This is a genomic window from Ferdinandcohnia sp. SAFN-114 (genome assembly GCF_059415045.1).
The window spans coordinates 21,239-27,638 of the sequence record NZ_JBPFDQ010000074.1 but is presented as its reverse complement, the minus strand read 5'-3'; the positions used below and the strand labels follow the sequence as shown (position 1 = coordinate 27,638).

Genomic DNA, 6,400 nt, shown 5'->3' with positions numbered 1-6,400 from the left:
AATGTCACAATACTTATCTCAAGTATTGCCATTTTGGAGGTGTTTTATATTGTCTCACTATTTTAGGTTAGTCCAGTTCTATTTCTAAAGAGGAACACTCTTTTTATTTAAGATTAGGAGGACTTTAATTATGACAACAACTGAAACAAAAATGACGTTTAGTGAATGTGAGGAACTTGAATCTCATACTCGTGAATGTGACGAGTCCGGTGATGAAATGAACGAAGGTTATGTTATTGATGCGGTTCCGAATATTATTGTAGCGAAACATGTCTCTATAAAAATATGGTCAAAGAAGAATACCTTGAGTTGCATGATGATGGAGAAGGGGACTCGTATTGGACTACCTTTTGGGAGTGATATCTAAGCTTCGATTAACTTGTCGAGGTAAAATTTAGTGATAAAAAGCTAGATAAGGAATGGGATACTGCAGAACAAGTCTTTAATGAAACTAAAGTGAAACCTGACCCGTTAGCATTTTGAAGAAACTGACGATGATTTATTTTAAGTTGAATCAATCGGGCGAAAAACTAATAAATATTATGAACAGTATTTAGATAGGGCGCAACTAGCACAATTAGAAAACATTCAAGATGAGGAAAGTTCATTTAATTCTGAGACTGCAACACTATCTACAATACTACATACTAAAGACAGAGGATAAATTTTCGAAGTCTCGTGCACGAGGAAATAAAAAGATTATTCCACTCCCACACCAAATTGAAGCAGTTTATAGTCGTATGTTACAGTCACCTCAAGTACGCTATTTATTAGCGGTTGATCCGGGAGCAGGGAAAACGATAATGTCAGGAATGTTAATACGTGAGTTAATTGCAAGACAAGTTGCAGAGCGTATATTAATTTTAGTTCCCCCTCTAGTATTGAAACAATGACAGGAAGAGCTAAAAGATAGGTTTGGTGAAGAGTTTACCATTGTAAATCGAAGTTTATTAAATAGCTAAAGTGAAGTAAATCCATTCGAATCACATGACAAAATAATTGCCTCAATTAATTGGGCTTCACGTGAAGAAATTAAAGCATTTATTTTAAAAGCACAATTTGATTTAGTAATCGTTGATGAAGCTCATAAAATGGCTGCCTATACGCATGGAGTCAAGAAACGAAAAGTAAATCGTACGAAAATTTACCAGCTTGGTGAGAGTTTACTACGTCATACAGAGCATTGCTTATTACTAACGGCTACACCCCATAAAGGAGATAAAGAGAATTTCCGACATTTAATGAGTTTGGTAGACCATGGTATTTTCTCGCGTTTAAATACAGGTGATTCTATATATGAGAAGAGTAATCATTTCGTTGTTCGTCGATTAAAGGAGACGAGTATGAAAATAGTAGTATTTTGGTTAATGATAGCTTTCTTGAAATCAAATTAGAAATTGCAGTATTTCGTTTACTTCAAAATAAGTTGTATTATTATTCCAGTAACCAATATATACCTTCTCTCATTTATGATGAGTGGAAAAAAGTTAATGCAGCTCAGCTAAAAAAAATTTACCGAGTGATTCTCATATTTCCTCAGTGACTATACAAAATGGGAGTATTAATTATAATAGTTTCAACAGAATGATTGTGGATTCACAAGATGAGAGGACTACCGTTAAATTCCATCTTTTTTATTTTAAAAAAACATGCTAATATTATAGTTAATTAAATATTCAGAGGGAAATCCCCTAAATGAGTACACATTGCCAACGGGTGAAGTGTATCCATTTAGGGGATTTTTTGTTTTTTCTCTTAGACGGCCACGACGAAGCTTCTAGAATTTTGTCTAAATATCTGATAATATAGTAGTTAGCAATATAGGAATTTTATTCTAGCAATCAGAAAGAAAAAAAGAGAAAAAAGTTATAAATATACATAAAAAAACCCACCGTAGCATTTCATATAATCCGAACAGTTTGGCCGCTGAGAAGATTATATGAAACCGAATGAGGCGGGATTTCTTACTTGTTTTTAAATTATGACCTAATTGTACCACATACAATTACAAATAGACAAGTAGAAATCCTCTAATTTCCTATTGACTTGAGTGGGTAGGAATGGGGGATAATTTTGTGTCTGAGGACAATAAAAATTTAAAAGGGAGAACGGATAAGCTTTCTTATTACCGATATGTAGAAACAGGTAATAAGTATCCAAGACAACGATCAAAGAAAGGCAAAGACTCCGGTTTAGAACTCGAAACATATTATGTGCCCGAATTAGAAAAGCGGGTTTTCACTGAAGATGAAGTCAGAGCATTTTCTTTGGACAAGTATGGTCACCATATCCCTTATGTAGATGGTGAGATTACAATCCTAAATAATTACCTGTTTGATTATTGGGGGCATTATCTTAACGCAGAGGGATTAGCTCTATATGCTCACTTAAAGCGTCATGCATATGGAAAGAAGGACTGGTGTTTTCCTAATCTTGAGCTGATTTCCTTAAAAATGGACAAGTCACTAAATACAGTCCGTAATTATCTAGATATTCTCGAAAGATACGGATTCATTTACAAATTTAATGTTGTGAATGAGGATAGAGATAAACTAGAGGAAAGCCCTGTCTACAAGATTAGAAAAAAAGTTCCATTACTAACTGAAAAATTACTAAATGGGGACCCATCCATTGTAATTGATGATGCCACATTAGAACCTCATATTAAAAAAGCATTGAAGAAGGAAAAAGCAGGTCTCCCTAAGCTTCTTAGAGAAGATCATGATGAATATGTAGCTGACATGATAGCTAATTCCGAATCAATAGATATTTTAGATTCAATCAGCTACGAAGAAATCTTCGGAGAAATGCTAAGTAAGGCTAAGAAAGTCAAAGAAACTAGCGTTCAAAGAGAAAAAATGAGGTCGCATTCATTGTTCATTCAACCAAAGCATTTAAAAGAACAAGATATTATTGTTTGGCAAGGTGTCTTAAAAGGGATGGAGACAAAAATCTCAAAACCTTCTTTTGATACTTGGTTGAGAGGAACGTATTGTATCAAAGAAGGAAACAAATATTTTATATATGCTACAAATGAATTTCAAAAGGATTGGCTGGTAACTCGTTATAATGACCAAATTCAAGAAGAACTTCGGGAGTTTGATCCACACTTTGATGAACTAGAATACACCGTTGCAGGTGAAAGATAGTTTATCGCTAAAGTGTAATATTATGATGGAGGAGCACCATGAAAAGAATATTTCAATTAGCTAAATATCACTGGCACAGATTCCAGTTTATTAAAAATAGGATTACTATTTCTAATTGTAAAGACGAGCGCTTGATTTTAAAGTTAGAGAAAAAAATGAATTATCATGAAAAATTAGCCCTTATTAATTTGGCAAAGATAAGGTAAGTAATTTAACTTCCCATAATGGAATAAGAAAATCTCTTCTCATTTAGAAGAGATTTTTTTAATTTTCTAAGATGGGGATTCAAATATTAATTCCTGGGATTCAAATTTTTAAATCTAGGGTTAAAACATTAAATCCTAGGGTTCGAATTTCGAATGGGGGTAGGGTTCAAATTTTGAATCCTAGGAAAAACCTTAGTTATCCACAAAAATTAAGGGATTCAAAATTTGAATCCCACCTTTAAAATTTTGGATGGGGGTGATGGGGTTCTAATTCTGAATGGGGGAGGGCTCAAATTTTGAATCCGAATAAATACAATCTTTTAATAATATCTTTAAATAATAAATATATATAGGCAATTCATATTTCAGTTGAGCCTGTTATTACCTAAATATTCTTGTCGAATTCTACAATAAAAGGTATAATACCCATATATTCGTTTTGTTTTATTTTTTATTTGCAACCTTATTAGGTTAGCGGGATTACATTAGACATTCAGAAGCCTTTGGGCTAATAGATTGCACTATTTTTGTGCGCTATTAGACTCAAGGGCTTTTTTTGTTTTCTAAAAGTTCATATGAGAGTGGTTAATAAATGAGAGTGATTCGGACACATTTTTCTAACGTCCTTATTATTCTCATTTTTTTATAAATAAACTTTAGAAAGAAAGGTGTTTTGATTTGAAGAAAAACGGGTGGAAAAAGAAAGAAGGACCTAATCAAAAAGAGAGGGTAGAGGAATTAATTAAGACGCTGGAAGAAGGAGTTGCTAACTTTTCATATTCCCCAGAGGAATTTGCAGCGATCCTTGAAATGAAAGCACTTATGCCTAATTATTCATTTCGCAATATTATGGTTGCAAGAGCACAGCTACAAAATGCTTGGTATATTGCTTCCTTTAAACGCTGGAATGAATTAGGTAGGACAGTGAAAAAAGGCGAAAAAGCTTTACGGATATTCGCTCCACGTTTTGTTAAGACAAAAGACGAAGAAGATGGTAATGGCGAAGAAACTAAATTAGTCGGATTCGTTACGATTCCAATCTTTGACCACTCCCAAACAGAAGGTGAGCCACTTCCAATCGAAAAAATCAAAATCGAATTGGAAGGTGATTGTCCTGAAGCGCGTGAAATCATCTCATTGGCTGAGCAAGTTGCTAGACAGGATAATTGTCCGATTACCTATGGTGATGCAGGTTCAGCTAATGGCTTTTATATGCCAGCTAACCACAGTATTACCGTTTCAGATAAACTATCTGTTAACCAACGTTGCAAAACTTTAGTACATGAACTTGTGCATTCAAAAGTGCATCGACATGATACGAAAAGTTCTAGAAAAGAAAAAGAAGTTGTTGCAGAGGGTTCTGCTTATGTTGTTTGTTCATTCTTTGGGCTTGATACTTCTGATTACTCTTTTCACTATGTAAAGTCATGGAGTCAAGGTGATAATGGGGCTTTGATGAAATTCGGTTCACAAATATGTGATATCGCGGGCAAAATCATTCAAGAGTTTGAAGAATTAAAAGAACAACAACAAGGAGTCAAACAACTTCAAACAGCTTAGAGGGTGGATTTCATGCAAGAGTACCTATCTCCATTTACAGAAACATCTAACTGAGCTAGAGAAATTTTAGCGGGAATCGGTAAGAAGAAAAAGCCTTTAATCAAAGAGCATTTTATTTCATGGGTTAAACAGCAAATTCAAACAGAAGCCACCGTTAATGTTTTACTAAAGAAAGCTGATAGTATCACTGAAAACATCAAGAAAGGTGAAATCATTGGATTTTCTTGGAGAACGACATTCTTGAAGTACTTATTGCAGCATTTGGCTTTGGGGAAGTTGCAGACGGAATTTCCCTTTCACATCTGGTTAAAGGGAAAGAAATCCAGCTAGTGCTACTCCTTAGAATGTTTCAATCTTTGAAGTGAAGACAGAGGAAGTAAAAACAAAACGGAAGAAGAAATCAGCTTAAGTTGACGGGTAACTTTCGTTCAGTTTATTTGATTAATCAAACTTGGGAGGAAATGAATATGCTTATACCAATAGAAGTGTATTTAATTATCTATCTAATACTTGAACAATTCGTTTTAGAAAGAACAAGGGATTTACTAATATTGCACAGGCAAGAATTCTTTGAATCGGTCAATGGTTTAGAAAGTAATTATAGTAGCAAGCAAGAGGTTTCTTCTCTTGCTCCTACAGATCCTGCGACTACAGTTGATCCAATTAAAGCGCCTATAGTATCAGTGCTTGATGGACAAACACTGGATTTCTTGTCATTACTCGAACAAGAGGTAGGCGCGCTAAATGTGGAAAAAACGTCAACTCCAATTGAAGCTCGTGTTCCTAAATCCTATGATGATGAAATTCAATTTAACATTGGGGAAGATGATTGTCTTTCAATAAACGACTTAAATAGTGATGCTTTGAATGAATTAGATGATGTTAATTCTAGATTTGTTCAATATGCTACCGCTAAAATAAAGGACGAAGTTGAAGGGCGCCAGGAGTGGACAGTAAAAGTAATAGGCATGGAGGGACCTTATATTCACATTACTGATGGTCAAAGGATCTGGGTGAATGTTGGTGAAGCAAAAACATCTAAGATTCATGTAGGTGATGTTTTAAACTTAGATGTTGCTCGTAATGGTAAAAAGGATATCATCGTTAATCGAATTATCAAGTTAGAGACATCGATTTCTGATGAATACATGATTCCTGATGAACATTATAATCATGAAGAAAGAATAGCAATATAGTTTCAAATTAGAGAGCGACATTTTCTATGTCGCCTCTTACTTAAAAAGCATTATGCACTAGTGCTTTTTGAGTAAGAAAGTAAGCTTGTAGGAAAAAGGGATGATAAAAAGTAAAAAAATACAATTTTATGCTATTTTTTAGGATGCTATACCTGTTTTAAGTTCGAAATTTTGACTATTTTGGCTATTAATTTCCTAAAAAATAATAAATAATAATAGTAAATGTATTCGTTTTTTTATTAATAATAGAGCATTTTTTTGTTTTTTAACTTAAAAATAGGGAAATTTT

7 protein-coding genes are annotated in these 6,400 nt (G+C 33.8%); all 7 read left to right on the top strand.

Annotated elements, in window-relative coordinates:
• Positions 1 to 130 precede the first annotated feature (130 nt).
• The 7 genes from ACR65M_RS20145 to ACR65M_RS20115 all read left to right on the top strand — a co-directional run bounded on the left by ACR65M_RS20145 (position 131) and on the right by ACR65M_RS20115 (position 6,111).
• A complete protein-coding gene (locus ACR65M_RS20145) occupies positions 131 to 367 on the top strand; it encodes a hypothetical protein (protein WP_440274221.1) in 237 nt (78 codons plus the stop codon).
• A 226-nt stretch (positions 368 to 593) separates the two neighbouring features.
• Positions 594 to 893 (top strand): DEAD/DEAH box helicase family protein, encoded by a 300-nt coding sequence (locus tag ACR65M_RS20140; RefSeq protein ID WP_440274220.1) that lies wholly within the window; start codon positions 594 to 596, stop codon positions 891 to 893.
• A gap of 198 nt (positions 894 to 1,091) precedes the next feature.
• Positions 1,092 to 1,394, top strand: a complete 303-nt coding sequence (locus ACR65M_RS20135; protein ID WP_440274219.1) for a DEAD/DEAH box helicase family protein — start codon at positions 1,092 to 1,094, stop codon at positions 1,392 to 1,394.
• Between the two features lie 681 nt (positions 1,395 to 2,075).
• Positions 2,076 to 3,149 carry a helix-turn-helix domain-containing protein gene (locus ACR65M_RS20130; protein ID WP_440274218.1) on the top strand — a complete coding sequence of 358 codons (1,074 nt, stop codon included), beginning with the start codon at positions 2,076 to 2,078 and terminating at the stop codon, positions 3,147 to 3,149.
• An 884-nt stretch (positions 3,150 to 4,033) separates the two neighbouring features.
• Positions 4,034 to 4,915 (top strand): ArdC-like ssDNA-binding domain-containing protein, encoded by an 882-nt coding sequence (locus tag ACR65M_RS20125; RefSeq protein WP_440274217.1) that lies wholly within the window; start codon positions 4,034 to 4,036, stop codon positions 4,913 to 4,915.
• 224 nt (positions 4,916 to 5,139) lie between these two features.
• Positions 5,140 to 5,280: a hypothetical protein gene (locus ACR65M_RS20120; RefSeq protein WP_440274216.1), complete on the top strand. Its 141-nt coding sequence runs from the start codon at positions 5,140 to 5,142 to the stop codon at positions 5,278 to 5,280.
• Positions 5,281 to 5,382: 102 nt separating this feature from the next.
• Positions 5,383 to 6,111, top strand: a complete 729-nt coding sequence (locus tag ACR65M_RS20115) for a hypothetical protein (protein WP_440274215.1) — start codon at positions 5,383 to 5,385, stop codon at positions 6,109 to 6,111.
• Positions 6,112 to 6,400 lie beyond the last annotated feature (289 nt).

Coding starts and splice junctions, on each gene's coding strand:
- ACR65M_RS20145 (WP_440274221.1), top strand. CDS start 131: ATGACAACAACTGAAACAAAAATGACGTTTAGTGAATGTGAGGAACTT.
- ACR65M_RS20140 (WP_440274220.1), top strand. CDS start 594: ATGAGGAAAGTTCATTTAATTCTGAGACTGCAACACTATCTACAATAC.
- ACR65M_RS20135 (WP_440274219.1), top strand. CDS start 1,092: ATGGCTGCCTATACGCATGGAGTCAAGAAACGAAAAGTAAATCGTACG.
- ACR65M_RS20115 (WP_440274215.1), top strand. CDS start 5,383: ATGCTTATACCAATAGAAGTGTATTTAATTATCTATCTAATACTTGAA.